Source organism: Cupriavidus plantarum (assembly GCF_905397285.1).
Lineage (GTDB): Bacteria > Pseudomonadota > Gammaproteobacteria > Burkholderiales > Burkholderiaceae > Cupriavidus > Cupriavidus plantarum.
The window spans coordinates 1,136,096-1,160,813 of record NZ_CAJPUX010000001.1 but is presented as its reverse complement, the minus strand read 5'-3'; the positions used below and the strand labels follow the sequence as shown (position 1 = coordinate 1,160,813).

Sequence of the window (24,718 nt, the reverse complement as noted above, 5' to 3'; positions counted from 1 at the left end):
TGAGAACGGTATTCGAACTGACTTAAAGCGTATTGACGAGGTGACCGCCATCGACAGCGATCACCGCGCCCGTCATGTAGCGCGACGCGTCGGACGCGAGCAGGAGCAGCGGACCATCGAGGTCCTCCAGCTGGCCGAGCCGGCGCTGCGGAATGCGCGTGATCAGCGCGCGTCCCGCATCGGTCCGCCAGAAATCGCGATTGAGTTCGGTATCGATATAGCCCGGCGCGATTGCATTGACGCGGATGCCATGCCGCGCCCATTCGAGCGCGAGCGTCTGCGTGAGCTGCACCACGCCGGCCTTGGACACCGCGTACGACACGACGCCTCCCGCCTGCCGGAGGCCAAGGATCGATGCGATGTTGACGATGCTGCCGCCCCCGCGCTCGCGCATTCCCGGCGCGAGCGCCTGCGCCACGAAGAACATGCCCTTGAGGTTGGTGTCGATGACGAGGTCCCAGTCGGCTTCGCTGTGCCTGAGCGCGGCACCTTCCCGAACAAGGCCGGCGTTGTTGATCAGGATGTCGATGGGACCGGCCGCCTCGACCATGGCCGCGCGCGAGGCGGCGTCGGTCACATCCAGCGCCACACAGCGGGCGCCGCCATGGGGCTCCAGTTGACGCGCCACCTGCTCCAGCGCGTCCACGCGCCGCGCCGCAAGGACCACTTCCGCGCCCTGCTCGGCCAGCCGCCGCGCGAAATGCGCGCCGAGGCCGCTCGAGGCACCCGTCACCAATGCGCGCTTGCCGTGCAGGCTCAGCAGCGTGTCCGTCATCGCATCGTCTCCTTCGTTTTTATGTCAGGACGAAATTGTAGGACGATTTCATCCTATGTCAACGATGGTTACTCCCGGGGTGCCGAAGGTGCCACAGGCTCGGCCAATCCATTAGAATCGCCGTCGTGACAAGATCGCCCGCCTCCCTTACCGCTCCGCTCGCCACCGGCACGCCCGTGGCGGGCGCGCCCGCGCCCGCCAACGACGCCGCCTCCGGCCGCAGCGCGTCCGACAACGTGTTCTTCGGCATCCTCAAGGGTCTCGAGCTGGGCCGATTCGTGCCCGGCCAGCGGCTCGTGGAAACGGACCTCGTGACCGAGTTCGGCGTCGGCCGCAATTCCGTCCGGGAGGCGTTGCAACGGCTGGCGGCCGAAGGCATCGTCGAGTTGCCACGCCACCGGGGCGCGATGATCCGCCGTCTGACGCTGCAGGAGACCCTCGACGTGCTCGACGTGGCCGAGCGCATGACTGGCCTGCTCGCGCGCGCCGCCACGCGCGGCAGCGGCGATCGCGCGCAGGCGCAGGCGCTGCGGGCCGCCGTGCAGGAACTGGTCGGCGCGGAGAAGGCGGAACGGGTGGGCGACCGTGGCGACCGTAGCGGACGCGGTGCGGCCGGTGCGGCCGGTGCGGGGGACGACGATGCGAAGGCCGGCGCGCGGCCGATCGTGTCGTTCTCGACGGCGCGCCGCCGTTTCTATCGCGCCCTGCTGGACATGGGCGGCAATCAGGAACTGCGCCGGCTGTTTCCGACGATCCATATGCCGATCGTCCACGCGCAGCACCGCCTGACGTCGCTGCAGCAGATGCGGCTGGCCGACTACCGGCGCATCGCGACCGCCGTGCTCGCCGGCAATCCGGACGAGGCGGAAGCCGCCGGCGCCGCGCACGTGCAGAACGTGCGCGCGGCCATCCTTGCGGACCGCGTGGCTTAATCCACCATCGGCGCCAGCGCCGCGGCGAACGCCTTCGCCATGAACTCGCGGTCCGAGCCCATCGTGAAATTGCGCGCGCCGCGCGCGACCCAGCGCTGCCGTTCGTCCCGCATCGCTTCCGCATCGGCGGGACGCAGCCGCATCACGTAGGGCACGCCGGCGCGCTCGGCGGCGGCGACGAAGGTCTCGAAGATGTCGGCGATGACGCGACCGTAGCGATCGCCATTGAGGCCCATCTCGTGCGCCAGGTCGAAGCGGCCCAGCGCCACCATGTCGACGCCAGGCACGGCCAGGATGGCGTCAAGGTTCGCCAGTCCCTGTTCGCTCTCCACGAGCAGCGTCACCATGACGTTCTCGTTGGACCACGCCACGAACCGCTCCCACTCCGCCGCCCCACGCGCGCGCGCGGCGCGCACCGTCGGACACGCGCCGCGCATGCCGCCATCGCCATGCACGCGGAAGCGCACCGCGTTGACGGCATCGCGCGCCTGCTCCGCGGTCCGGACATCGGGCACGTAGACGCCCATCGCGCCCGCCTCGACCGCCTTGCGCAGTTCGGAAGCGCGATGATCGGGCACGCGCACGATCGGGCAGATGCCGCTGGCTTCGGCCGCGCGGATCAGCGACACCGTCTCGCCGAACCCGAAGGGGCCATGCTCCTGATCGAGAATCGCATAGTCGTAGCCCGCCGCCGCCGCGATTTCCACGCAATCGGCGCTCGGCGTCTGGATATACAGGCCCGTGATGCATTCCCCGGCGGCCAGCTTGCGGCGCAGCGGATTCGGTGCGGGATACATGCAAGCCCCCTTATCGCGCGGCCATGCCGACTTCCGCGGCCACGCGGCGGAAGCGCGCGATTTCTTCCTGCTGCAGCTTCTGCATCTGCGCGGGCGTCAGCGGAATGCCCTCGCTGCCCTTCGGCGCGTACAGCGCGCGGATGGTCGCGTCGCTCGTCATCACGGTGCGGATCATCTCGCCGAGCTTCGCGCGGATCGGCGCGGGCGTGTCGGTCCGCACGTAGAACGCATTCCAGCTGTATTGCGAGAACTCGGCGATGCCGCTCTCCTTGACGGTCGGGATCGACGGGAAATCCGCATGCCGCGTGTCGCCGGTGACGGCGAGCGCGCGCAGCTTGCCCGAGCGGATCAGCGTCGAGGCGCCGCCGAGGTCCACCATGCCGAAGTCGAGCTGATTGCCGATGACCTCGGTCATCACCTGACCCTGCCCCTTGTACGGCACGTTGGTGAACTTCACGCCGGCCAGCTTGGCGAGCCATGCGCCGGTCAGCGCGAGCGTGGGCGAGAACGTGCCCATGTTGAGCCCGGACGGCGAGGCTTTCGCCTTCGCGATAAGGTCCGCGAAACTGTTCAGCGCGGATTCGTTGGACACGAGGATGACGTTCATATTGCGGCCATAACCGGTCAGCGGCACGAAGTCGCGCATGGGGTCGTACTGGAGGTCGGCATTGATGGCCGGGTTGACCGTCATCGGTCCGATGCTCCCCTGCAGGATCGTGTAGCCGTCGGCGGGCAGCGCCTTGACGGCCATGATGCCGATAGCGCCATCGGCGCCGGGCCGGTTCTCGACGATGAGCGGCTGGCCGAGCATCGGCGACATCTTCTCCGCGTAGAACCGCGCGGTGGCATCCGCGCCGCTGCCGCCCGTAAACGGCACGATGATGCGAATCGGCCGGCTCGGCCAGTTGTCGCTGGCCCATGCGGCATGACCGGCGCCGGCGATTGTCGCGCCCAGCAGCGATCCGACGCCGCGGCAGAATGCCCGTCTCGTGGTCATGATCTGTCTCCTCTCTACATGCCGGTCAGCGCGTGTCCGGCAGGAACTGGCGTTCCAGGGCTTCCACGTCGTCGAAGCCGATCCATTGCCTGAAGTCCATCTCCCGTATCGGAGCGATCGGCACCGCCTCGGGCTGCAGCGTCTGCCGCAGCGCGGCGAGGTTGCTCTGCAATGCCGCCGCGGCGGTGAGCAGCGGCAACAGCGGGAACGTGCAGATGCCGCCGAGCGCCTCGATTTGCTGCGTGGTGAGGTTGCGCTGGAGCTTGCCGAGCAGCGAGATCGCCAGCGGACGCTGCACGGCCTCGCGCAGCGTGACGAGCCCTTCGAACGTATCGAAGCATTTGCTGATCGGCTTGATCACGTCCGCGCCCGCCGCGGCGTAGGCCTTGCCACGCGCGAACGCTTCTTCGGGCGTGCGCGCATCGGTCCGGGCGATAATCGCCATCGACGGATCGCGGCGCGCCGCCACCGCCGCGCGGATCTTGCCCACGGCTTCCTCGATCGGCAGCAGCGACGTGGCGTCGCTTACGGCGGGACACTTCTTCGGCGAGACCTGATCCTCCAGCGTGAGCGAGGCAGCGCCCGCGGCCTCGAACTCGCGCACGGTGCGCATGACGTTGATCGCGTTGCCGTAGCCGGTATCGCAATCGGCCATCACGGGCACGGGCACCGCATGGCAGACCGCGCGGACCACCGACAGGTTTTCGGTCATCGTGTAGAGCTCGGTGTCGGGCAGGCCAAGCATCGCGGCGGACACGCCAAAGCCGCTGACGACCACGGCCTCGAATCCGGCATGGACGATCATGCGCGCGCTGAGCGCGTCGTATGCGCCGGGCACCCACAGGGTGCGGCCGGACTCGAGCCGCAGGCGCATTTGCACGCGGCGCGCGATGACTGTGGGCAGGTCTTGCAGCATCATTCGGGCTGGATATTGGCGCCGGCCGCCACGGACTTCCAGCGGCCGACCTCGTTGCGCATGAACGTCGCGAACTCCGCGCTGGGCATGCCCCCCACGTCCGCGCCGATCGACGCGAAATGCGCGCGCACGTCCTCGCCCTCCATGGCCCTGGCCACCTGCTTCTGCAGGAAGGCGACGATCTCCGGCGGCGTGCCCTTCGGCGCGGCAAGCCCGGTCCAGTACGTCATGCGGTAGTCGACGCCCGCTTCGCCGAAGGTCGGCACGTTGGGCAGCACGCCGAGCCGATGCGAACTGCTGACCGCGAGCGCGCGCAGCTTGCCGGCCTGCACGAGCGTGAGCGCCGACGACGGCCCGCCCATCACGATGTCGACGTTGCCCGAGGCCACGGCGGCCACCGCCTCCCCGGCCCCCTTGAACGGGATATGGCGCAGCTGGATGCCCGCCACCTGCGCGAACTGTTCGGCCGCGAAATGCAGCGAGCTGCCGACGCCGCCGGTGCCGTATGTCACCTCGCCCGGATGCGCCCTGGCATAGCGGACGAGCTCGGCCACCGTGTTGAAACGCGTGTTCGGCCCCGCGGCGAGGACGGCTGGCGACACCGACGTCGTGGTGATGGGCACGAAGTCGTTCGCGTGGTCCCAGGCGAGTGTCTTGAAGACGTACGGCAGCATCGTGTACGAGCCGTCGTTGGCTAGCAGCGTGGTGCCGTCCGGCGCGGCGCGAGCCACCTGAGCGATGCCGATCGTGCCGCTTGCGCCGGCCTTGTTCTCAACGAAGAACGTGTTGCCCGTCTGCTCGGTGAGTTTCTGCGCGACGCGGCGCGTCATCGCATCGAGGCCGCCGCCGGGCGCGAACGGCACGACGATGCGGACGGGCTTGGTCGGATACGCCTGGCCATGCGCGAATGCGGACGCGCAGGCCAGCAGCAGGGCTGCGAGCAGGCGCGGGCCACCGAATCGTACGACGAGGGGCTTCACGATGTTGTCTCCCGGATCAATGGGCGCTGACTGCTGTTTTTGCTTTCCTTTCGAACGATTATCGAAGCAGTGCACGGTCATCGGCACCTGTTTCGCCCAGCAAAACTCCACGATGCGGAGTTGCACGGCGTTCAATCGATGAGCCCGAGCCTCCGCGCCTCGCGGTCCAGCCGCTCGCGCAGCATGGCGGCCGTCTCGTCGAGCACCGGCCCGGACAACCGCGTGCTGAGTCCCGATACGCAGACAGACAGGTACGGCACCGGGCCCGGCACGGGCAAGCCGACCACCGACACGCCACGGATCGTCAGCGCCTGCAGCAATGCGTAGCCGCGCGCGCGGCCGCCGTCGACGAGCGCCTGGACGCCGGCGGCGTCCAGGCCGTAATACGGATAGCGCGACGCGTTGCGCGCCAGGCAGCGCGCCACCTCCTCCTGCGGCAGCGCCATCAGGATCGCGAGGCCGCCCGCGCCGGCGCCGAGCGGCCGCCGCACGCCGACATCGATGGGATGCGCCTGCACGGGCTGCGCGCCCATGGCGACATCCATGCAGACCGAGTCGAAGCCGTTGCGGCGGTTCAGGTAGATGGTTTCGCCGGTAATCGCGGCGAGGTCCAGCACGACGGGCCGCCAGTGCGCGACGTCCAGCGACGTCTCGTGGGCCGTCAGCATGCCGAACTCGTGCGCGAGCTGGCCGAACACGATCCGGCTCGACCGCTCGTTGCGCGCGAGCATGCCGCTGGCCACGAGGCCCTGCACGATACGCACGACCGTTGCTTCCGCGAGCCCCGCGGCCGCGACGATCTCCTTGAGCCGCATGCCCGTGCGCCCGCCCATCGCGACGACGCGAAGGATATCGAGCGCGCGCTCGATGCTCTGTGTGCCCGTGCGGCGCTCAGGCGTCATATTGGGCTGCCGGTTCTGCGCCCACCTCGGCCGCGCTTGCCATGAGCACGAGATCGGCAATCGCCTTGCCGCCCGCGGAAACGTGCGTGCGCATGGCGTCCGCCGCGGCATCGGCCTGCCCCGCGAGCATCGCCTCGACGACATAGCCGTGCTCGCGATGGGAACTCGGTACGCGCGCCTCGTTGATGAGCCCTTTCTGCTGCCAGTAGATAGCCAGGCGCCTGCGCAGCTGGATGATCTGCTCCGACAGGAACGGATTGGCTGCGGCTTGATACACCACCTCGTGGAAGCGCCGATTGGCTTCGATATAGGCCGCCGTGTCGCGGCGCGCGGCATGCGTGGCGGCGTCCTCGTGCGCGCGCGCGAGCGCCTGACGGCCCGCGGGCGTAATGCGTTGCGTGGCCAGCCGCGCGACCACGCCTTCCATCTCCGCCAGCGTTTCGAACATGGCCACGAGTTCTGCCGCGCTCGGCCGGTGCACGAACATGCCGGCGCGGGGCACGATCGTCACGAGCCCCTGAGCGGCGAGCATCAGCACTGCCTCGCGCACGGGCGTCCGCGAACTCTCGAATTGCTCGGCCAGCCCCTTTTCGTCGATCTGTGCGCCGGGACGCAGCGCGCCGGTCTGAATGGCGGCGATGATGCTTTCGCGAATGCGGTCCTGTAACGATTGCACGGGTTTACCCCTGTTCGTCCTTAAGAAAAATATCTATAGGCTGCGTGAATATATCAATTCGATCCACAGATATTACGGCATGGATGATAACAAACCCGTTCTGACCGTGGAGGGACGCATCGCCACGATTTCGCTGCAGCGCCCTGCCGTGGCCAACCGGCTGTCTCCGGAAGACGTCCGTACGTTGCGCGACCACGTGCTTGCCGTCAATGAGATGGATCACGTACTCGTGTTGCGCTTTGTCGCGGGCGGCAAGTACTTTTGCAGCGGCTACGACATCGGCGCGCTCGCGGGCAAGGCGGACGAGGGTGCCGTGAATTTCGGCGACGCGATGGACGTCATCGAGCAGGCCCGCCCGATCACGATCGCCGCGATCCACGGCGGCGTCTATGGCGGCGCGACCGACCTCTGCCTCGCCTGCGACTTCCGCATCGGCGTGCCCGAGTGCGACATGTTCATGCCCGCGGCACGGCTCGGCCTGCATTTCTATCGCGGCGGCATGGAGCGTTATGTCTCGCGGCTCGGGCTCAATGCCGCCAAGCATCTGTTCCTGACGACCGATCGCATCGATGCGGAGACGATGCTGCGCATCGGCTTCCTCACCGAGATCGTGCCTGCCGAGGCGTTGCAGGCGCGCTTGGGCGAACTGTCGACGCAGCTGGCGTCCATGGCGCCGATCGCGCTGCTCGGCATGAAGCGGCACCTCAATGCCATTGCGCGAGGCGCGCTCGATGCGGAAGCGCTGGCACGCGACCAGCATCGATCGGAGACATCGGCGGACCTGCGCGAAGGCGCGGCCGCGTGGAAGGCAAAGCGCGCGCCGGTGTTTGCCGGCAAGTGAACGGGGGCCCGTGAAGGCAGGCACGCGCAGGCAGGCACGCGCAGGCAGTCACGCGCAGGCAGTCACATGAAAGCAGGACCAGACGCGGCAGTATCGATCAGGCAGGAACGGGGTATTTCGGCAATTTTGGGCAACGACCAACAGTGGCGACACAGCCACGGAGGAGACACGCATGACCCAGCAGTTGCAGCACCGCAATCATCCGCGCATCGCGCATCGACAGACGTACGCGCCCACCGCACTCACCGCGCTCGCGGCACTCGTCATGGCATCCGCCCTGCTCCCGGCCGCCGCGTCCGCGCAGAACCCGGCGACGGGCTATCCGAACAAGCCGATCCGCCTCGTCATCGGCTTCCCGCCCGGCGGCGGTGCCGACAATTCCGCGCGCCTGTATGGCGACGCGCTGAGCCGCGAGCTCGGCCAGCCCGTGGTCGTCGATAACCGCCCCGGCGCCGGCACCACGATCGCCGCCGAGTTCGCCGCCAAGTCCGCGCCGGATGGCTACACGCTGCTGATCGCCACCGCGAGCCTGATGGGCGGCGACAAGGTGATGTATCCCAAGATCCGTTACGAGGCCTCCGACTTCGCGCCGATCACGAAGCTCTCGGCGGCGCCGCTGATCCTCGCCGTCAACAAGGACGCGGGCATCAAGAGCGTGACGGACCTGATCGCGCAGGCGAAAGCCAAGCCGGGCAAGCTCAACTACTCGTCGTCGGGCAATGGCGTGATCACGCATCTGGCCGGCGTCTATTTCACCAAGCTTGCCAACGTGCAGATGACGCACGTGCCTTACAAGGGCGGCGCCCCGTCGGCGCAGGCGGTCGCGGCCGGCGACGTGCAGCTGACGTTCGGCACCGCGCCGTCGGTCAAGCCGATGATCGACACGCACAAGGTCGTGCCGCTCGCGGTCACGTCGATGCAGCGCTCGAACTCGAGCCCGCAGTTGCCGACCATCGATGAGAGCGGCCTCAAGGGTTATGACCTCTCCGTCTGGTACGGCCTCTTCGCGCCCGCCAAAACACCGCCCGAGATCATCGACAAGCTGTACGCGGCCACCGCGAAGGTAATGTCCGATCCCGAACTCAAGAAACGCTTTCTCGCACAGGGCGACGAGATCTCCATCTCTTCGTCCGTTGCCGAGTTCCGCGAGTTTGCCGCGCGCGAAGGCAAGGTTGGCGTGGACCTCGCCGTTTCCAGCGGCGCAAAGATCGATTAAGCAGGAGCCACGCTTCATGACGCAGGACACCTCGCAGCAACTTCCGCTGGCCGGCATCACCGTCGTCGATCTGACGCGCGTGCTCTCCGGCCCCTATTGCACGATGATGCTCGCGGACCTCGGCGCGCGCGTGATCAAGGTGGAGAACCCCGACGGCGGCGACGACTCGCGGCAGGTCGGTCCGTTCGTCGACGGCGAGTCCGCGTACTTTGCCTCGATCAACCGCAACAAGCAGTCCATCGCGCTCGACCTCAAGCGCGCGGAGGACCGCGCGTTGCTCGACCGCATGCTCGAGGATGCGGACGTGCTCGTCGAGAACTTCCGCGCGGGCGTCATGGAGCGCCTCGGCTACACGTGGGAGGCGCTGCACGCGCGCCATCCGAAACTCGTGTTCGCGTCGATTTCGGGCTTCGGCCAGACGGGACCCTATCGCAATCGTCCCGCGTACGACATGGTCGTGCAGGCGATGGGCGGACTGATGAGCGTCACGGGCGAGGCCGGGGGCAATCCCGCGCGCGTGGGCGTATCCATCGGCGATATCGGCGCGGGGCTGTACGCGACCATCGGCATTCAGTCGGCACTGCTCAAGCGCGCGCGGACCGGGCTTGGCGAGCGCGTCGATATCTCGATGCTCGACTGCCAGGTGGCGCTGCTGGAGAATCCCATCGCCCGGTATTCCGCCACGGGCCATGTACCCAAGCCGCTCGGCACGCGGCATCCGTCGATCACCCCGTTCGACATGTTCGCCACGGGCGATGGGTTCATCGTGATCGCGGTGGGCAACGATGCGCTGTTCGCAAAGCTATGCGAGGCGCTCGATCGTCCCGAATGGATCGCCGATGCGCGCTTTGCCAGCGTGCCCGCGCGCAACGAGTATCACGTCGCGCTCAAAGCCGTGCTCGAGGAGCGACTGGCCCAGGACACCACCGCGCATTGGGAATCCGTGCTGGAGGCCGCGGGCGTGCCGCACGGCCCGCTCAACGGCGTGCCGCAGATCCTCGACAACGCGCATGTGGCCGCGCGCGACATGCTGATCGATATCGGCATCGGCGATGCCAGGACGCTGCGCGTCGCGGGGAATCCGGTGAAGGTGGGAGCGGCGGGCGGGTTGCGCGATGTGCGCAATCCTCCCGCGCTCGATCAGGACCGCGAGGCGTTGCTGCGCGAGTTCGGCGGCAACGCCTGACCGGTCCTTGCGACTACGCCATCAGTCCAGCGCCTTGTCGTTCGGGTTCTTGAACAGCGCCTTCATGTCTTCCGACAGCGGGAAGTCGAGGTTCAAACCCTTCGGCGGCACGGCGGCCTGGAACCACTTGTCGTACATGCCCTTGATCTCGCCATCCTTCATCAGGCCGGCGATCACGTTGTCCGACAGCTTCTTGAACGGCGCATCGTCCTTCCGCAGCATGCAGCCGTAGGCTTCACGCGACTGAGGTTTGCCGACGACGACCCAGTCGCTCGCGTTGCGGGCCTTCGCGCGCTCGCCGAACAGCAGCGCGTCGTCCATCATGAACGCCACGGCGCGGCCGGACTCCAGCGTGAGGAACGACTGGCCGTGGTCCTTCGTGCTGATGATGTTCATGCCCATCTGCTGCTCGTCGTTCATCTTGCGCAGCAGGCGCTCGGACGTCGTGCCGGCCGTCGTCACGACGTTCTTGCCCTTGAGGTCGGCCCAGTCCTTGATGCCGCTGTCCTTCTTCACCATCATGCGCGTGCCGATAATGAAGATGGTGTTCGTGAAGGACACCTGCTTCTGACGGTCCAGGTTGTTCGTGGTCGAGCCGCACTCGATGTCGATCGTCCCGTTCTGCAGCAGCGTGATGCGGTTCTGCGCGGTGATCGGAATCTCCTTCACCTGCAGGTTCGGCAGCTTGAGCTGCGCCTTGATGGCTTCGACGATCTTCGTGTTGATGTCGTACGAATAGCCGACCTGGCGGACACCGCCCAGGTTGTAGTTGAACGGGATCGACGAATCCCGCACGCCCAGCGTAATGACACCCGTATCTTTGATTTTTTGCAGCGTGCCCGTGAGCGGCTCGGCGGCTTGTGCTGCGCCGCTCAGGATACCTGCCGCAACCATCAGGCTAGCCAGCTTGGCAAAACTCATAACGACTCCTTGACCTTGAGGTGAGGTTCTTGCAACGCAAGAGCGATGCCAGCAAAGCGCACCGGGATGGGGCCGGCATGCCTGATCCGGGTGCATGAACCGGCGGTTTGCGCGCGGTGCGGCCATCGCGCGCGACGAGGCGTATCGACGGCTTCTCCGCGGCGTGCGGCATTCATGCGATACCATGTGGCTTGCGCAGCCGCGATCCGCCAAAGCGCGACGCCCTTCCCAAATCTGTGAAAGCCGGCGCCACGCCCGTTTTCAGCCCGCTAGGTAATTGCCCGCTGAATGGACCACAACATCTCCCTCATCACCACGCTCGCTGCCGGTTTCGGTATTGCACTGATCCTTGGCTTCATCGCCGAGCGCCTCAAAGTGCCGGCGCTCGTCGGCTATCTCCTTGCCGGCATCATCATCGGCCCGGCCACGCCGGGCTTCGTTGCCGACGTCAACCTCGCTTCCCAGCTTTCCGAAATCGGCGTGATGCTGCTGATGTTCGGCGTGGGACTGCATTTCTCTTTACGTGACCTGCTGGCCGTCAAACGCATCGCGGTGCCCGGCGCCGTCGCGCAGATGGCGCTCGCCACCGTGCTCGGCATGGGCATTGCCTGGTGGTGGGGCTGGGACTGGGGCGCGGGACTGATCTTCGGCCTGTCCCTGTCGTGCGCGAGCACGGTGGTACTGCTCAAGGCCCTCGAGACGCGTGGCGTGCTCGAAAGCATGAATGGCCGGATCGCGGTCGGCTGGCTCGTGGTGGAAGACCTCGCCACGGTGCTGGTGCTCGTCCTGCTGCCGCCGCTGGCCGGCGTGCTGGGCGGCGATATGGCGGGCGCCGCCGGCGCGGCCGGAACGCCCGGCGCGCATACTGCCGCCGCCGCGGCCGAGGCGAGCGGCGGCGACCTGTGGCTCACCATCGGCAAGACGCTGTTGCAGGTGGCCGCCTTTGTCGCCGTGATGCTCGTCGCGGGACGCCGGATCCTGCCGTGGGTGTTATGGCAGGTCTCGCGCACGGGGTCGCGTGAGCTGTTCACGCTGTCCGTGGTCGCGTCGGCCATCGGCATCGCCTATGGCGCGGCCGAGCTCTTCAGCGTGTCGTTCGCGCTGGGCGCGTTCTTCTCGGGCATGGTCATGCGCGAGTCCGAGTTCAGCCATCGCGCGGCGGAGGAATCGCTGCCGCTCCGCGACGCATTTTCGGTGCTGTTCTTCGTGTCGGTGGGCATGCTGTTCGACCCGCATATCCTGATCGAGGAACCGATCCACGTGCTGGGCGTGGTGCTGATCATCATGTTCGGCAAGTCGATCGCGGCGCTGGCGCTCGTTCTTGCGTTCCGCTATCCGCTCAATACCGCGCTGACAGTATCGGCGAGCCTGGCGCAGATCGGCGAGTTCTCGTTCATCCTCGCCGGGCTGGGATTGTCCCTGAAGCTGCTGCCGCAGGAGGGCATGAGCCTCGTGCTCGCGGGCGCGTTGATTTCCATTGCGCTGAATCCGGTGCTGTTCGCGTTTATCGAACCGTTGCGCAAGTGGATTCTGGAGAAATCCGAGTTCGCGCGACGGCTCGAGCAACGCGAGGATCCGTATGCCGAGCTGCCGATGACGACCGAGCGCAAGTACCTCGAGGGTCAGGTGGTGCTCGTCGGTTACGGACGCGTGGGACGCCGGATCGCCGCGGCGCTGGAGTCGAATGGCGTGCCTTACGTGGTCGCCGAACAGAACCGCGAGCTGGTGGAAAGCCTGCGCAAACGCGGCATCGCGGCGGTGTCGGGCGATGCGGTGGACCCGGCCGTCCTGATTCAGGCGCACATCGCCAATGCGGCGTTGCTGGTGGTGGCGACGGCCAATCCGCTGGACGTGCGCCAGATGGCCAACATCGCGCGGGCACTGAACCCGACGATCGAGATCGTGCTGCGGACGCACAGCGAGGAAGAGTCCGCGCTGCTCAACAAGGAAGGCATCGGGAAGGTGTTCTTTGGCGAGGAAGAGCTCGCCAAAGGCATGTCGGGCCACGTACTGGCCCGCTTCGCGCCGAGAACGCAGGCGGCATAAGAGAGCGGCCGGGGGAGAGGGCTCACCTTGGCCCCAAAAGAAGGGGGGGCCAAGCCCCCCCTTCCTCAAGCCAATGCCAACCGCGGCGCCGCGCTCCAGCGCGGCGCCTCCCCCCGACTCACCACACCCTCCACCCGAAACGCCCCCACTGCCCCATCCAGCATTCCCGCCTGCTCCTCCAGCGAGTGCGAGGCCGCCGCGGCCTGTTCGACCAGCGCGGCATTCTGCTGCGTCACACCTTCCATCTGATTGATCGCCTCGTTCACCTGCTCGATGCCCCGGCTCTGCTCGTCGGAAGCCGAAGCAATTTCCCCGATCAGATCATTTACCCGCCGGATCGCCCGCTTCACGTCGCTCATCGTCTGACCCGCCTGCGTGGCCTGCACGGAGCCCTCGCGGACCGACGCCACCGAATCGTCGATCAACCCCTTGATCTCCTTGGCCGCGGCCGACGAGCGCTGGGCCAGACTACGCACCTCCCCCGCCACCACCGCAAACCCTCGTCCCTGCTCCCCGGCCCGCGCAGCCTCCACCGCGGCGTTCAGCGCCAGGATATTGGTCTGGAACGCAATGCCCTCGATCAACGCCGTGATCTCGGCGATCTTGGCCGAGCCGCCATGCAGATCTTCCATCGTGTGAACGAGACGATCGACCACCGTCGCTCCCGCCTCGGCGACATCGTTGGCCTCGAGCGCCAGCGTGTTCGCCTCGCGCGCGTGATCGGCGTTCTGCCGCACCGTGACCGTCAGCTCCGTCATGCTGGAAGCCGTCTCCTCGAGCGACGCCGCCTGCTGCGCCGTGCGCGCCGACAGATCCGCATTGCCGCTGGCAATCTGCCGCGACGCCGTGCTCACCGCCGACGTCGACTGCTGCACCAGCGTCATCGCCTCCCGAATCCGGTCGAGCAATTGATTGAATGCCGTGGCCGCATACCCAATCTCGTCCATCCGCGCCACCGGCGCCCGCACGGAGAGATCGAGCGATGCATTCACCTGCTCGATCGACGCCCGCATGCCCTCGAGCCCACGCCGCACCACGCGGCACAGCAATCCGCCAAACAGGAAGGCGACGATCGCCGCGATGATCGACCCGCCGACGACATTGGCCACGGCCCAGTGATACGCCTCGGTGTTCTCGGCTACCTGCACGCCGGCGATCTTCGAGTTGTAGTCGACATGATCGTTGATGGCCTGCCGGAGCTGCGCCGCGCCCTTGTCGAGCGCCCCGCCGGGCGACAGCACCTGCCGCGCGGTCTCGATATCGTTGGCATTGGACGCCGCATAGAACGGCACCAGCGCCGTGCGATATGCCTGCATGCCCGCACGATCGGCCGCGAGCATCTTGCGATCGGTCTCGTCCTTGATGTCGTTCTGTTCGTAGTCACGCAGCGCGGCATCGAACCGCCCCACCGCGCCCTCGATCACCTTGTCGAGCTGCGCCTTTGCCTGCGGATCCGACAACACGAGATGCCGGTACCCGAAAACGCGCATGTCCGCGACCGCGCCCTTCGCGGCATCGAGGTCCTTGAAGCTCGGCAACACCTTGGACTGGAGATACAGCAACCGCTCCTGCGAGCGATGGATTTGCCATAGCGCGCAGGCATTGACAGCCGACAGCACGAGCGCGATCAGCACGAGCGTCAGGACGATACGTTTGACGATGGTCATTGCAATGAAATCCTGGTTCTGTGTTGGAAGAGACGGCATGACGCGCGGTATGTGTCCGCGTCGCCGTGATGACGCGTTGTTACGGTGTCCGTCGTTAGGGCGTCCGTTGTTACAGTGTCATTACGCCGTTTGAAGCCGCGCTGCCGCACCGATCTCGGCGCGTGTCAGCACATTGGGAACAGGTTGCACGGTAGGTGCCGCATCGGCGGGTCCGAACGGTTGCCGCAGCAGATCGCCATGCTCCGCGCAGAACGCCTCGCCCGCCGCATGGCCGATCTCGAACAGCCGCCGCAGGTTCGAGCGCGACCAGTCGGTGACCTCGGGCCAGTGCTCGGCCGGAATGCCGCCCATCAGATCGACCTTGAGCAGGCGCCGCTTGGGCCCGCCCGAGACCGCATCGACGTTGTGTTCGAGCTCGAACAACCGCACGTCCTGCCGCGCCAGCGCGACCAGCGGCGTGATGATTGATTGCACCCACGCGTCATAGAGCCCGCGCGGTTTGCGAATCAGTTTCTCGGATCCGAGGATGTCGAAGATAACCAGCGTGTCGAGGTCCCGATGGAGGCCCGGCGCGTCGGCGCTATCGGAGACCAGCGCGCCGAAGTTCACGGGCTGGATCGCCGCACCCTCGATGTAGTCGCTCTCGCCGATGCGATACGGCGGATAGATGAACGGAAACGCGAACGCGGCGCGGATATGGTCGGGCGTGATGACGTCCTTGCCCCAGACCTCCATGCGCGACTGCGTGACGTTGTACGCGTTGATATAGAAATGCGTGTTGCCTGCGCGCAGGGCATCGAAGTCGATGGCCTCTTCGGCAAACGGCAGGTGCGCGCACAGGCCCAGACTGTTCGGCGTGAGGTCGCTCGGCGAAAGGCTCGCGAGCATCAGCCGCATCCAGTCGGCCTGCGGGCCGCTGGGACTGTCGCCGCCGAACGCATCGAAGAACGGCCGCGTCCATGGCATCGCGGCGAGCCACTGCCGATAGATGTCGGCGGTGCCACCCGGCTTCATGAAGACCTTGTAGTTGACCGGGAAGTACCGGTAGATCTCGTCGGAGACGCCGGCTTCCATCCAGCGTTCCAGCGCGCCACGCCGGTCGCCGCCGCGCGGCACCGTGTAGAGCAGGCCCATGAGGGCCCCGGCGCCCGCAGTCGAGATGACATCGAATTCGATGCCGTGATCGAGGAATGCCGCCAGCGCGCCGGCAATCAGAGTGGAATTCGGCGCGCCGCCGCCAATTAACAACGCCTTTCTGGCCCCGCTGGATGCGGGACGCATTGCTGCATCGCTCATGTTTCGGCCTCTTGTTGTGCAGGCTGCCCCGTCGGCTGCCCACCGTGCCGTCTCCTCCTTTATTGGCGCCCCGCTATGGCGCCCCGTCTTTTCGTGATCGACTTTCCTTGAGTAACGGCAGCGAACCGCGTGACCGACATCCGCCGTTCGTGGGGTGTCGCGCCCGTCACCTTTGGTGCGTGAACCGCCCTTTTTCGTGACCACTGCCCCAGACTGGTTCGCCACACGCTTCGATCATCCAACGCTGGCGGCGATGTAGCGACGTCAATACAATGCACGACTTCTTTCCCGTTGCACGCCGTCTCGCGCTTTCCCGATGGACCTCACCCAGCTGATCTTCCCCATGTTCGCCATCGTTCTAGCGGGCTGGGCACTCGCGGCAATGGGCGTGATATCGCAACGGGTGGGCGAAGGCCTCTCGGAATACGTGTTCGCGGTGGCGGTGCCCGCGCTGATCGTGCAGACGATGGCGCAGCCGAACGAAGGGGCGGCCATCCACGTTGGCTACTGGATCGCGTACTTCGGCGGCTGCGCGCTGGTATGGGGATCGCTTACGGCGTTCATGCGATGGCGAGGCATGTCCGAGGGACAGGCCGCCGTCATCGCAGGCTTTTCCTCGAGCCAGTCGAACACCGTGTTCTTCGGCGTGCCGATCATCCTCGCGGTGTATGGCGATGCGGGCAAGGTGCCACTGTTCCTGCTGCTGGCCGTCCACCTCCCGATCATGATGACGGCGGCCACGGTGCTGATCGAACGCGGCGATGGAGGCAGCATGCGCGCAAGACTCGCGGGCGTCGCCAAACGCCTCGCCCGCAACCCCATCGTCCTCGCCCTCGCCCTGGGGGGCGTCCTGCGCGCGCTGCATATCCCACTGACGGGCACCCCCGCAACGATCGTCAACGCCTTCGGCACGACGGCATCGACCTGCGCATTGTTCTCCCTCGGCATCTCGATGCACCAGTACCGCCTGCGCGACGGCCTGACCGTCGCGGCCCTGATCACGTTCGGCAAGCTGGTGCTCCACCCGCTGTTCGTATGGGTCATCGCCTTCCACGTCTTCGACATGCCACCCGCCTACGCCGGCGTCGCCACAATGTTCGCGGCCATGCCGGTGGGCATCAACTCGTACCTGCTGGCACTACGCTATCGCGCTGGAGAGGCGGCGGTGTCGTCGGCGGTGGTGCTGTCCACGATCGTTTCTAGCGTGACGATTGCGGGGTGGATCAAGTGGTTGATGCGGGGGTGAGGGGGTTGGGTTTATGTTGGGGTGGGGACGGTGGGGGATGATGGGTGATGACTGCGAACGGCCAGTAAGAGTCGTTCGCGCCGTTCGACGCGCGGACGAGCAACCGTCTAAACCTCGCCGCGAAGCGGCCAACGACTAACGGGCCGAGAATGGCCCGTATATTAACTCCACCTCCTCGAAAGCCCGCGAACCCTGACTACATAAGGCTTTTCGCTGTCACACAGCCATTGCTGCCGCGTAACACCGGGGACGTATACATGCCCTCTGACAAGCCTACGGATCACTTCCGTCGCCGCATCGTTTTACGGAATAGCGGATGACAGCATGGTTTTCCATGGCGTCCGCCGCCTGCTCAGAAACCTCGCGCCCGAGGCGCGAGCTGAAGACGAGCGATGTCATAACGGACCACACACAAGCAGAGGTGTCCGCGGCGAGATGAAGAACTGGCTTCCGCCTGAGCCTCTTGAAAATGCCAAGCACCAATTGGCGTAGTAGGATGCAGCTACCTACAGCCCCGAACCAGTAACGACTCCGGAACAACAACAATGCAGAACAAGATCGTTGAGTTTTTGAGAAGGAAAGATTTCGTGCTTGAGAAAGAGCTAGGTTCAGGGGCCTGCGGAAAAACAGTACTCCTTTACGACAGCACAATTGATGAGCGTTTTGCCTGCAAGAAATACGCTCCGGCCCGCGCCGATCTCGGATCCGGCCTTTTTGACGCTTTCATGCGGGAGATAAAGCTACTACACCTTATCAATCATCGAAACGTAGTTCGAGTATTCAATTATTATTTATTTCCCGAGAAGCCCGCCGGCTACATTTTGATGGAGTACATTCAAGGGCTCGATATTTGGACAGCCTTGCTGACAGGCCCGCAGAATGTCAACGAGGTATTCCAACAGACGATTGAGGGATTTGCTCACCTCGAGGAGATGGGTATACTTCATCGAGATATTCGAGAAGGCAACATCTTAGTCAACACCAACGGCGTCGTAAAGATAATCGATTTCGGATTTGGAAAGAAAGCGGTCACCAGACCCGATTACGATAAAAGTGTCTCCCTCAACTGGTGGTGCGACCTACCCGCCGAATTTAGGAGCTCTATTTACGACTTCACGACTGAAGTCTATTTTGTTGGAAAACTCTTCGAGAAGATTATAACGGATTTGAATTTAGAGGAATTCAAGCACGCCTCATTATTGGAGCAAATGTGTCGTTATGAGCCGGCCAACCGCATAAAATCTTTCTCCGATGTCCGCACAGCACTATTTGCGACTGACTATGAAAGCGTCGATTTCACTTATTCCGAACGCGAAACCTATCAAGAGTTCTCATCAGCACTGGCTAACGCTCTCGTTAATATCGACCATAGCGCAAAATACAACAACGATGCCTCGGCTCTGCAAGGTAAGCTTGAAGAGATTTACAAGCGAGTAATGCTTGAGGAGTATCTACCGAGTCCTGCAGTCATTACCCGGTGCTTCATCAACGGCACGCACACCTATAGCACGAAACATAAGATACCCGTTTCTTTCGTCAAAACGTTCCTCCATCTAATTCGCGCCGCATCACCAGAGAAGCGAAATATCATTATGGCAAACCTACTGACAAAGCTGGATGCCGTGACCCGCGTGAGCCCAAATGACGACGATGACATACCGTTCTGAGAGTATTATTCGACAGCATCTATCCGCCGCAAAAGCGTTTCTATTAAATAATCATATGTGTGGATCTTTATATTATTATTATGGACCAACTGGCGGCGGAGGTTGGAGTTCCTTCTCAAATCCTCGGTTCTACGGCCAATGACGATTAGACCCGAAGCTGCTGCGGAAATATCGGTAAGCCCCAAGCCATTATCGGCACGACTACGCGCGGCGTAATTCTGGTTTTGAACAAGCCACGCGCGCCAATCCATAATCTGGCGTATTGCGTGATTTAAGTATTGCGAGGGGTCGCCACTCTTGTTAAACATTGGTCGCAACGGGCTCTCTAGCTCAACCGCTTGCCAATGAAACCCCATCGAATCGCGGTCGCCAATCACAAAGTCGGTTACGTGTTCCGCGCCTAGCTTTTGCTTGGGAATTACCCACCGTCCATGCCCGCCTCCAAGGTGCTGGATAAGCAAATTGGGATGCGCCTGTAAAAACTGCTGTACATCCTCTTCGCGTGTCGCCCCGTCAATCGCTGATCGAAGTGCCGTAAGGTCGGCTTGGCCCACGCTATCCCAGCGTACAAAGAATTCGGCTAGCGGATCATGTTCGCGTCGCACCGCCATGGCATCCCGGAATTTCATCGCAGCTCCTTGCGCTCCCGTAGCCTAGTATTCTACGATTCAGAGGCAGAGTGCGCTGTTTAACCTTCTACCAGATCTACTTCTGCGATTCGCAAAGCCCACGGTAACGAGGCTCAAACGAAAATACAAATGGTCTTGTTCGGCAGTAGCTCCCCAAAGGCCTAGATCTCTCAACGTACTCGCAAGCTCAACATAAGTCAGTGGCGAGACGATTGATGAGCGCCCGAGGAAGACACTAGACTACGAAATACCGGCACAACGATTCCGCCAGTGCGTTGCATCGACCGGTTGAATCCGCAGTCGGAAGTTGCCGCTGATGCCTACGAACCCTATCCAGGTTTTCCTTTTGATGCGATTAGCTTGCTCCTCAGCGCAGCAGCCAATCTGGATTTTCGATTGCCGCAGAGATCTTTGAGAGCATCCTCAAATATTTCAAACGCATCTAGGAGCGGCTCTCGGCTGACTGCGTCGCCGTGCGAGCCCAAATTTCTGATCATCCTCAACGCTGTAAGCGTTTCAGCGTGATCAGGCTTTATTCCAGAAAACAGTGCAATTCTGCCGTTGAGGTCGAGGGACACAGGCTTTCCATTTTTGCCTGTGGCAGATCGCGCAATCTTCGGCGTATCAAGCAGGACTTCGACGCCCACGCGCAGTCGGTTCGCGCAAGAATTGGACTCGGACCAAAACAATTCGTAACTCTTCCGAATCTGCTCCATAACATTTGCGGGCGTATCGGACGGCACATCAATTATCGGCGGCGAAGGAAAGTATTCGCGGGGCTTCAATACGCTTCCCAGCCCCCACTAAAATTCCTCGTCATAACCCTCCTGAATTACAATGTCTCCAATGACGAAACACCGTCCACCGCAACTTTCATTATCACATAACAATTTCAAGCTAAATCGCTCAACATCCCAATCTGGCTCCAGTCTTGGGCAAAGCGTGGCCGGAGGCGAACTTTAGCCCTTGTTTTCGGCTCGTAGTCTTCAATGCTGAGTAAAAGGGCTTCGCCGCCCTGATGCGGGTTTACGCGAACAAAGAGCTTAATGCTTTCCAGTAATTAGACGCTGCACCGGCGATGCCGCCAATGACAATGAATGCGACTACGACGGGGTGGTCCTTTACAAGGTCGGGGATGACCGACCAGTGGAATCCGTATTTGTCTGCCCACGTCGCCCTCGTCAACAGGCTCTTGGCGTGCATTCGGTCGAAAATGTTAGCCATCATGTCTACCTTGCGCAAAGTGGACTGATGAAGCTTCAGGTATTCGCCATTTTCAAAAGCTGCCGCTTCAGCTTCGCCTTGAAGAGCATCGGTGTCGGCGATCCTGTTCAGTTCAACGATACTCATCAGCCGGCCCTTCCGTCCTAACGGAGAGATATGGGGAGCATATTGACGCCCGTATAGAGTGACGAGCGCGCGTGCTATATCAAACTTGCAGCGATCCTGCATAACCCATGGGTCGCCGCCCAACACGCGAAAGCGATGTTCGAGCGCGCCGAAGCCATAATTCTCATCCCGCATGTTCCAGTGCAGGTATGTGCAGTCGGAGTTGGTCCTCAGAAAGTTGAAATAGCCGTCCAACATGGACTTTTCAAGAACATCTAGGTTCGCTTGAATGTCGTGCAGTTTACCTGCGAGTTCGGCCGACTTATAGATTGACCATGATTTCGTCTGACCAGAGTCAAGATTCCGAACTGCGATAGACGTTACTCGAGTGGAATTGCCAGATGGATTATCGTAGAAGGACTGGCACGAATAGTGGATGATATATACGCGGACGGACTCAATAAAAATCTCGTCGACTTGCTTACGGCATTTCTTGCGAGCCTTCAATCTCGACAGTTCGGAACTCATCTCCAACCCCGGATATTCTTATCTGAAATTACCTAAGAAAAGCGCCTTCGCGAAAAGGGCGGCTTTCATTAGATTCGGCAGCGCTTGGTTCTTGGTAGCCCAATAGTATGCACTTTCCGAATCGAATTGTCAGGACCGTTTATGCGAGATAAATGGATGAAGGCGTTATCACTTCTCCCTCCCTGGTGGTGGCGCGGGAATGGCCCTCCATATGGCGAAAGCAGCCGTTGATTGGCTGTCATGCGCTACGACTGGGAAGGGTCGAATGCCGATGCTCGCGCGGTGGTAGGTTGCTTCCGGCCAGATGGTGCTGGCATTTTTCATTGGACTCACTGTGGGCGGGGCAGGCCGGCGCACCGACCATGACGTCTCAATCCAATGCAACATCATCGACTTCATTTGTTCGAGCCCCACTTGTCAGCCAACAACACCTATTCTTTCTCTACTCCATGCCCCCAGCCGGGCACGCTGATGTAATAGCGCACCGCTTTGCCCTCGCCCTGGCTCCACAGCTGACCACCCTTGACCATCTCGCTCAGGTCGCGCGTAGCCGTCGCCTTCGAGACCCCAGTCATTTTCATGTACTTCTCGGCGTTCAGACCGCCCAGGAAGCCGCCGTCACCGTCGTCCAGGAGCCGTTGCAGTACTTTGCGCTGCCTGTCGTGAAGACCGCTCCCTTTCTGCTTCTCCCAAAACTGCCTCTTCTCGATGGCTTGATCGATAACGCCACTGGCTGCATCGCAAGCAGCCGCGATTTGACGAGCGAACCACTGCACCCATGCCGTGACATCGCTTTCGCCGCGCTGCGCCAGGTTCAATGCGTCGTAGTACGCCGAACGCAAAGTCAGGAGTTGCCGCGAAAGACTGTATAGACGTACTGGCTGTCGCAGGTGCTGCGCCATCGCCATGTCAACGATCGCTCGACCAATACGCCCGTTTCCGTCCTCGAACGGGTGGATGCTCTCGAACCACAGGTGCGCGATGGCGGCGCGGGCAAAACCGTCAATGGGTTTCCCACCGCCTGCCGGCAACAACGAGGCCCTCACCGGTGAGGTGTCTTCGAACCAGTTGAGGAAGCGATTCATCTGCTCGGGCACGTCCTTTGAAGGCGGCGCCTCGTAATGGACCACTTCGCGACCGGGTTGGCCACTAACGATTTGCATAGGATCAGCGTGGTCCCGATAGCGACCCACCGCGATCCGCTGGATGCCTGACGTGCCGCCTGGAAATAGCGCGGATTGCCAGCGGCAGAGGCGATCTTCGTCCAAAGGCGTATCGATGGCTGTGGTGGCGTCACTGATAACTTCCACGAGCCCGTCGACGCTGCGGTTGATTGGGCCAGACGTGGACAAGCCGAGCCGCCTCATGACGGAGGAGCGTACCGCGTCCAGCGAAAGGCGCTCTCCCTCGATGGCGGCAGTCGCCAGCACTTCATCGGACAGCGCCTCCAGGGCGACCTGACTTGTCGTGTCTATGCCGATAGCGGCTGCCTTGCCTTCCAAAACTCCGTGCAAACGGTAGGCTTCAGCCAGATCGAGCGCGACCGCACTGGGGTCATAGGCGAGAACACCTTCTGGCCAATCCGGGCGCCGCCAGATCCATGGGGAGTTGGAGCGTGATGTCGTCATGAGCCGCATTATACAAAATGCGGCTCAGCTTATGAGCCGTATTTGGAGTATTGCGGCTCAATGTGCAGCATGCTTCTCTCTTTTTGGCTAGCTGCGGCATCGTCTCAGCGATACGCGCGTCGGGAGACGCACCGCAGCCGCGCGAGGCGTCCTAATGTGCCTCACTCCTCGATAGGCGCGAACGGGTTGATCGTGTTCCACACCACACCAGACTCCGAAGTGCCCGCCGTGCCAAACTGGAAGCCCGGCGTCGGCAGGACGTTGTGATCGACGGACGGCCGCCGTGACGTAGCGGGCGAGCTCGTGGGCGTACCTGCCGGCGAATGCCAGCTGGCCTTGAGCGTGGTACCGATCTTCTCGTAGAACGCTTTCAGTTCCGCGACGGTCTTGATAATGGTCCACGTGCCGTGATCGCACATCGCCACTGGAAGCAGCGCGCGGGTCTTCTCGGGATCGGGCGCCTGCCGGTCGACATTGAGCAGATGCGCGTAGAAATTGTGCTGCGGCCCATGTTGCACGATGCCGCGATGGGCATCGGGATAAGGTCGGTGCGGGTCCACCTCCCCTACGGCCAGATTGAATGCATCGATATAGGGTTTCTCGAAGCCTTGCGGCACCGGCCCACGGCGGCCGGAGAGGTTCAGGAGGTCGCCCATGTCGCCATCGCCGGTCACCGGGATCTTGCCCTGCGCAAGCGCGGCATGGAATGTCCCAGCGCCGCTGACGAGATCTCTGTCATCCACGCCGATCACGTCGAACGGATTGCCGCCCCGCTGCGTTTGCGGATCGAAGATGTACAGGCCGTTCAGTTGGCCGCCCTCCTCTGCCCATTGACCGACATAGCCGTCGAGATCGAGCGCGCGCGCCTCGGCGAGCCGTGCCTCGACGCCCTCGTCGCCGTAGGCCCGCTGCAGCGACCGCGCCTTGATCGAGTTGTCCTTGATCGAGGCCGGCTTCGGGATGGCGCCGGTAGCCAGGCGCTTGAGCGTCTCCGGCCCCGCCTCCCGAAAACTCACGGCGACGTTCATGATGCGCGCGGCCTCGCCGATGGCCCGCACGTGGTCGGGTAACAGATAACGCTCTGCTATCTCGCTCTCCACCGCAGTCAGCGGCCTGTTGCGCGCGTTGTTGGCGGTGCTGCCCTGCACGCGGCAATCGACCCTGAGCGCGTTCTGGATGGCCTCGCGCCGGGCGGCACTCAGCTCCAGCGGTACCACCGAGTTGCGGCGCGAATCGCTCGGGGAATGCGTTAGCGCATTCCAGCCGCTCGACTGCACCGAACTCCTGCGTCGCACCGGCCCCGGCGCGCCATCCGCTGCCGACCCGCGCCGGGACAGCGTGAGCGGCTGCAGGAACGGATCGACCGACGAGCGCCGGCGCTCCGTGTGCGAGGCGTTGCGCGCGGACGTTTGAGCGCTTGCAGGTTGCGTGCCGTCCGCCGAGGAGAGGCTACCGGTCCGGACTGGGGCTGGTGTGGTGATGGGCATGACGCGCGTGCGGGGCCTTCGAGATAGAACGTCTATCATCGCCGGCCGCAGGCATT

General features: G+C 63.5%; 22 protein-coding genes and 1 pseudogene. 8 read left to right on the top strand and 15 right to left on the bottom strand.

The genetic code is table 11. The features are described 5' to 3' along the window. Positions 1–22 precede the first annotated feature (22 nt). Complete coding sequence (locus KHP16_RS05360; protein ID WP_109581448.1) at positions 23–775, bottom strand: SDR family NAD(P)-dependent oxidoreductase; 753 nt, start codon at positions 773–775, stop codon at positions 23–25. Positions 776–951: 176 nt separating this feature from the next. On the opposite strand from KHP16_RS05360, the gene KHP16_RS05355 reads away from it, so the two are divergent. Next, positions 952–1,707, top strand: coding sequence for a GntR family transcriptional regulator (locus KHP16_RS05355; protein WP_244835710.1), 756 nt, complete (start codon positions 952–954; stop codon positions 1,705–1,707). Here KHP16_RS05355 and KHP16_RS05350 read toward each other — a convergent pair. The 6 genes from KHP16_RS05350 to KHP16_RS05325 form a co-directional block, all read right to left on the bottom strand. After that, on the bottom strand, positions 1,704–2,504 hold the full coding sequence (locus tag KHP16_RS05350) for an HpcH/HpaI aldolase family protein (protein WP_121491051.1): 801 nt from the start codon (positions 2,502–2,504) through the stop codon (positions 1,704–1,706). The two genes, KHP16_RS05355 and KHP16_RS05350, sit on opposite strands and share 4 nt — an antisense overlap. A 10-nt stretch (positions 2,505–2,514) precedes the next feature. Next, positions 2,515–3,501, bottom strand: coding sequence for a Bug family tripartite tricarboxylate transporter substrate binding protein (locus KHP16_RS05345; protein WP_211959712.1), 987 nt, complete (start codon positions 3,499–3,501; stop codon positions 2,515–2,517). Between the two features lie 25 nt (positions 3,502–3,526). Next, positions 3,527–4,420, bottom strand: a complete 894-nt coding sequence (locus tag KHP16_RS05340; RefSeq protein ID WP_211959711.1) for an isocitrate lyase/PEP mutase family protein — start codon at positions 4,418–4,420, stop codon at positions 3,527–3,529. Further along, on the bottom strand, positions 4,417–5,397 hold the full coding sequence (locus tag KHP16_RS05335; RefSeq protein WP_244835648.1) for a Bug family tripartite tricarboxylate transporter substrate binding protein: 981 nt from the start codon (positions 5,395–5,397) through the stop codon (positions 4,417–4,419). The genes KHP16_RS05340 and KHP16_RS05335 overlap by 4 nt, the downstream gene beginning before the upstream one ends. A gap of 131 nt (positions 5,398–5,528) precedes the next feature. Continuing rightward, positions 5,529–6,299, bottom strand: a complete 771-nt coding sequence (locus KHP16_RS05330) for an IclR family transcriptional regulator (RefSeq protein ID WP_167468369.1) — start codon at positions 6,297–6,299, stop codon at positions 5,529–5,531. Further along, a complete protein-coding gene (locus tag KHP16_RS05325) occupies positions 6,289–6,975 on the bottom strand; it encodes a GntR family transcriptional regulator (RefSeq protein ID WP_109581452.1) in 687 nt (228 codons plus the stop codon). The genes KHP16_RS05330 and KHP16_RS05325 overlap by 11 nt, the downstream gene beginning before the upstream one ends. Before the next feature lie 79 nt (positions 6,976–7,054). On the opposite strand from KHP16_RS05325, the gene KHP16_RS05320 reads away from it, so the two are divergent. From KHP16_RS05320 to KHP16_RS05310, 3 genes are all read left to right on the top strand, one after another. Continuing rightward, positions 7,055–7,816 (top strand): enoyl-CoA hydratase/isomerase family protein, encoded by a 762-nt coding sequence (locus KHP16_RS05320; RefSeq protein ID WP_211959710.1) that lies wholly within the window; start codon positions 7,055–7,057, stop codon positions 7,814–7,816. Between the two features lie 265 nt (positions 7,817–8,081). Further along, positions 8,082–9,032, top strand: coding sequence for a tripartite tricarboxylate transporter substrate binding protein (locus KHP16_RS05315; RefSeq protein ID WP_181366138.1), 951 nt, complete (start codon positions 8,082–8,084; stop codon positions 9,030–9,032). 16 nt (positions 9,033–9,048) lie between these two features. Further along, complete coding sequence (locus KHP16_RS05310; RefSeq protein ID WP_211959709.1) at positions 9,049–10,218, top strand: CaiB/BaiF CoA transferase family protein; 1,170 nt, start codon at positions 9,049–9,051, stop codon at positions 10,216–10,218. 21 nt (positions 10,219–10,239) lie between these two features. Here the strand turns inward: KHP16_RS05310 and KHP16_RS05305 are convergent, their stop codons facing one another. Beyond that, positions 10,240–11,139: a glutamate/aspartate ABC transporter substrate-binding protein gene (locus KHP16_RS05305; RefSeq protein ID WP_109581456.1), complete on the bottom strand. Its 900-nt coding sequence runs from the start codon at positions 11,137–11,139 to the stop codon at positions 10,240–10,242. Between the two features lie 288 nt (positions 11,140–11,427). Between KHP16_RS05305 and KHP16_RS05300 the strand changes: the two genes are divergently transcribed. Further along, the gene (locus KHP16_RS05300; protein ID WP_211959708.1) at positions 11,428–13,185 is read left to right on the top strand and encodes a cation:proton antiporter domain-containing protein; all 1,758 of its coding nucleotides are present in this window, start codon (positions 11,428–11,430) and stop codon (positions 13,183–13,185) included. Between the two features lie 65 nt (positions 13,186–13,250). On the opposite strand, the gene KHP16_RS28510 is transcribed toward KHP16_RS05300, so the two are convergent. After that, complete coding sequence (locus KHP16_RS28510; RefSeq protein WP_211959707.1) at positions 13,251–14,852, bottom strand: methyl-accepting chemotaxis protein; 1,602 nt, start codon at positions 14,850–14,852, stop codon at positions 13,251–13,253. 120 nt (positions 14,853–14,972) lie between these two features. Beyond that, positions 14,973–16,148 carry a patatin-like phospholipase family protein gene (locus tag KHP16_RS05290; RefSeq protein WP_244835647.1) on the bottom strand — a complete coding sequence of 392 codons (1,176 nt, stop codon included), beginning with the start codon at positions 16,146–16,148 and terminating at the stop codon, positions 14,973–14,975. 316 nt (positions 16,149–16,464) lie between these two features. Here KHP16_RS05290 and KHP16_RS05285 point away from each other — a divergent pair, with 316 nt between their 5' ends. Then, positions 16,465–17,394, top strand: coding sequence for an AEC family transporter (locus KHP16_RS05285; RefSeq protein WP_211959706.1), 930 nt, complete (start codon positions 16,465–16,467; stop codon positions 17,392–17,394). A 545-nt stretch (positions 17,395–17,939) separates the two neighbouring features. Next, on the top strand, positions 17,940–19,061 hold the full coding sequence (locus KHP16_RS05280; RefSeq protein ID WP_211959705.1) for a protein kinase family protein: 1,122 nt from the start codon (positions 17,940–17,942) through the stop codon (positions 19,059–19,061). 5 nt (positions 19,062–19,066) lie between these two features. On the opposite strand, the gene KHP16_RS05275 is transcribed toward KHP16_RS05280, so the two are convergent. Then, positions 19,067–19,690, bottom strand: a complete 624-nt coding sequence (locus tag KHP16_RS05275; RefSeq protein WP_211959704.1) for a Shedu anti-phage system protein SduA domain-containing protein — start codon at positions 19,688–19,690, stop codon at positions 19,067–19,069. A 68-nt stretch (positions 19,691–19,758) separates the two neighbouring features. On the opposite strand from KHP16_RS05275, the pseudogene KHP16_RS05270 reads away from it, so the two are divergent. Beyond that, positions 19,759–19,982 (top strand): annotated as a pseudogene (locus tag KHP16_RS05270) (transposase); the annotation flags it as partial. 37 nt (positions 19,983–20,019) lie between these two features. On the opposite strand, the gene KHP16_RS05265 reads toward KHP16_RS05270, so the two are convergent. The 4 genes from KHP16_RS05265 to KHP16_RS05250 form a co-directional block, all read right to left on the bottom strand. After that, on the bottom strand, positions 20,020–20,406 hold the full coding sequence (locus KHP16_RS05265; protein ID WP_280528127.1) for a DUF4145 domain-containing protein: 387 nt from the start codon (positions 20,404–20,406) through the stop codon (positions 20,020–20,022). A 310-nt stretch (positions 20,407–20,716) separates the two neighbouring features. Then, positions 20,717–21,547 (bottom strand): hypothetical protein, encoded by an 831-nt coding sequence (locus KHP16_RS05260; protein WP_211959702.1) that lies wholly within the window; start codon positions 21,545–21,547, stop codon positions 20,717–20,719. Between the two features lie 431 nt (positions 21,548–21,978). Next, positions 21,979–23,175 (bottom strand): Fic family protein, encoded by a 1,197-nt coding sequence (locus KHP16_RS05255; RefSeq protein ID WP_244835645.1) that lies wholly within the window; start codon positions 23,173–23,175, stop codon positions 21,979–21,981. Between the two features lie 161 nt (positions 23,176–23,336). Then, complete coding sequence (locus KHP16_RS05250; RefSeq protein WP_211959700.1) at positions 23,337–24,662, bottom strand: hypothetical protein; 1,326 nt, start codon at positions 24,660–24,662, stop codon at positions 23,337–23,339. Between the last annotated feature and the right edge of the window lie 56 nt (positions 24,663–24,718).